3 protein-coding genes are annotated in these 2,699 nt (G+C 69.2%); all 3 read left to right on the forward strand.

Annotated features, from left to right (window positions below; genetic code table 11):
* A partial coding sequence (locus VF794_RS27730; protein WP_331115521.1) for a hypothetical protein occupies positions 1 to 904 on the forward strand: 904 nt, incomplete at its 5' end.
* A 37-nt stretch (positions 905 to 941) separates the two neighbouring features.
* The gene (locus VF794_RS27735; protein WP_331115523.1) at positions 942 to 1,466 is read left to right on the forward strand and encodes a DUF3592 domain-containing protein; all 525 of its coding nucleotides are present in this window, start codon (positions 942 to 944) and stop codon (positions 1,464 to 1,466) included.
* A gap of 126 nt (positions 1,467 to 1,592) precedes the next feature.
* The gene (locus tag VF794_RS27740) at positions 1,593 to 2,555 is read left to right on the forward strand and encodes a hypothetical protein (RefSeq protein ID WP_331115525.1); all 963 of its coding nucleotides are present in this window, start codon (positions 1,593 to 1,595) and stop codon (positions 2,553 to 2,555) included.
* Positions 2,556 to 2,699: the final 144 nt, after the last annotated feature.

Below are 2,699 nucleotides of genomic sequence, written 5' to 3' on the forward strand. Positions count from 1 at the left end.
GGCGCTCGTCTGGTTCGACCCGGCCAACGTGCAATCCGCCGGCTACTTCTCCCAGGACGCCTCGCCCGCGGGCTACCCCGACGAGAGCCCCACTCGCGGTGCCCAGCCCCGCCTGTACGAGGTGATGCTCGCCTCGGGCGAGGTGCGCTCCGTCCCCTTCCCTCCCGAGGAGGGCGAGGTGCGCGACATCGGCTATGACGCCCAGGGCCTCGTCGCGCGCGCCCTCCATCCGCTCACCGAGGAGCAGCAGCTCCAGGGCTCCGTCATCCTCGACGGCCAGGAGCTCTCCTTCGACCCGGAGCAGGAGGGCCTGCCCGCGCTCGCCTTCGCCTACCGACTCGGCGCCCAGGGACAGTGGAAGCGCGTCGAGGTGAAGGCCTCCTCCGAAGGTTCCGACCTCTCGCTCGGCATCAGCGCGCTGGAGCTCGCGCCCCAGGGCCCGGACTCCACCGGGCTCCTGTCGTCGCAGCCAGACGGCGACAGCGACGAGCCCACCCCGGTGCAGGTGGCGCGCCTGCTGCCCTTCGTGCCGGCCCCGCTCGTGGAGAAGGTCAAGGCCGAGGGCATGCCGGAGGACAGCGTGGGCTGGGTGCGCGACACCACCCCGGCCGGCGCCTTCTACGTCTGGCAGGTGACGGGCGATACCCCGCACACCACCGGGCACCTCGTCCTGGAGAGTGGCGAGCAGCTCCACCCCGTGAAGGAGCTCGGCTTCACCGACGGCGACGTGGTCGCCATCAACACCCAGGGCCCCTTCCTCCTCGTGGCCAGCCAGCGCGCCGGCACCCACCCGCGCCTCTATGATGTGCGCACCCGCGCGCTCGTCTTCCGCTCCGACGCCGCGCGCGCCGTCACCTTCTGGCCCCGCGAGCAGGACACCCGGTCGGCCAGGGACGCACCTTGAGCAAAGCGCCCGGGGGGTGTGCTAGAGGGCCCCCCTCATGAAGCCACTGCTGCTCTCCTTGCTGTCCACCATCAGCGTCGTCCTGGGGCTGGTGGGCCTCGTGGTCATCGGCTGGGGACTGCGCCGCATGAGCCAGGCCTCCCGGACCCGGAAGTGGCCCACCACCCAGGGCTCCATCCTCTCCTCCACCACCGTCTCGCGCATCGCGCCGCCCGTGCCCCGCCCGGGCGAGGACGAGGAGGAGACCGCCGCCCGCCCTCCCCAGACGCTCTACCGGCCCGAGGTGACGTACACCTATAAGGTGGGCCAGCGCAGCTTCACCGGCACCGCCCTCGGCTCGGACGAGGTGGAGATCAGCAGCGAGCGCCAGGCCCGCGATCACGCCGCGCGCTACGTCCCAGGTTCTCCCGTCACCGTCTACTACGACCCGGAGGACCCCCAGCGCGCCCTGCTGGAGCCCGGCATCCAGGCCACCTCCTGGGTCCTCCCCACCGTGGGCGTCGTCTTCCTGATCGTCACCGGGGCCCTCTCCTTCTTCATCCGCTGGTACAGCGGCCGCTGAAGGCCCCGTTCCCATCCCACATTCTCCCACCCTTGGAGAATTCGTGGGCTTCCAGGAAACTTCTGATCGCGCCCTGCGATAATCAAAACACTTAGTCCCCCTTTCTGATCTCGGAGTCCTCTCCCCATGAGCACCAAGACCCTGCGCGGCTTCAATCCCTTCGGGAACCTCAAGACGAAGCGCGCCGACGTGCCGGCCGCCAAGACGCAGACGAAGAACGAGCCGGCGAAGAACGAGCTGGCCAAGCCGGCGCAGAAGGGGATGACGGCGGAGGGGCGCTACCAGAACAGCTACAACGCGGGGCAGCAGGTCAACCGCGACTACAAGAAGACCCTCAAGCACGGCGACACGAGCGACCTGTTCACGCCCAACTCCAAGCCGAGCAAGCTGGGCAATGCGCTGGGGCTCATCCCCAACGTCACGCTGAAGGAGGGCTCCTTCGAGAAGCGCGTGGCGGCCAAGGAAGTCTCGGGCAGCTTCAGCAACAAGTACGCGCAGGGCGCGGGCAGCATCGCGTATGGCGAGGCGTACGCCAAGGGCGACTACAAGGTGAGCCTCGAGGGCGGCGCGCTCAAGGCCACCGGCTCCGCGGAGGCGGCCGCCACGCTGGTGCACGCCAAGGGCACCTTCCACGCGGGCAAGGGCGACTACACCCTGGATGCCTCGGGTGAGGCGTACGTGGGCGTCAAGGCCAACGTCTCGGGCGAGCTGACCATCGACCCGGCCAAGGGCATCTACGCGGCCAAGGTGGGCGGCGAGGCCTTCGCGGGCGCCAAGATCGGTGTGGAGGCCAACGTCAACCTGGGCAAGTTCGGCGGCGTGGGCGCCAAGGCCGAGGCCTGGGCCGGCGCGGGCGTGGCCTTCAACGCGGAGCTCGGCTTCAAGGGTGGCCGCTTCAAGGCCAAGGTCGACATCGGCGCCGCGCTCGGCATCGGCTTCAAGATCGGCTTCAGCGTCGACATCGACCTGAAGGGCATCAAGGACGCCGTCAAGAACGTGGCCAAGAAGGTCATCGAGGCCCCTGTCGAGGCCATCAAGAGCGTGGGCAAGTCGATCGCCAACGGGCTCAAGAAGCTGAAGTTCTGGTAGCACGCCGCCCCTAGGGGCGAGCCTCTCCGGGCGCGGGGTCCACCGTGGCGATTGCCACGGGGCCTCGCGCCCTTCGTCTTTCAGGGCTCCCCGAGCCCCTGGCATACTCGACACCTATGACCACCCAGAGCATGGAAGCGCTGC

It is taken from the genome of Archangium sp. (assembly GCF_036389735.1).
Classification (GTDB): domain Bacteria; phylum Myxococcota; class Myxococcia; order Myxococcales; family Myxococcaceae; genus Archangium.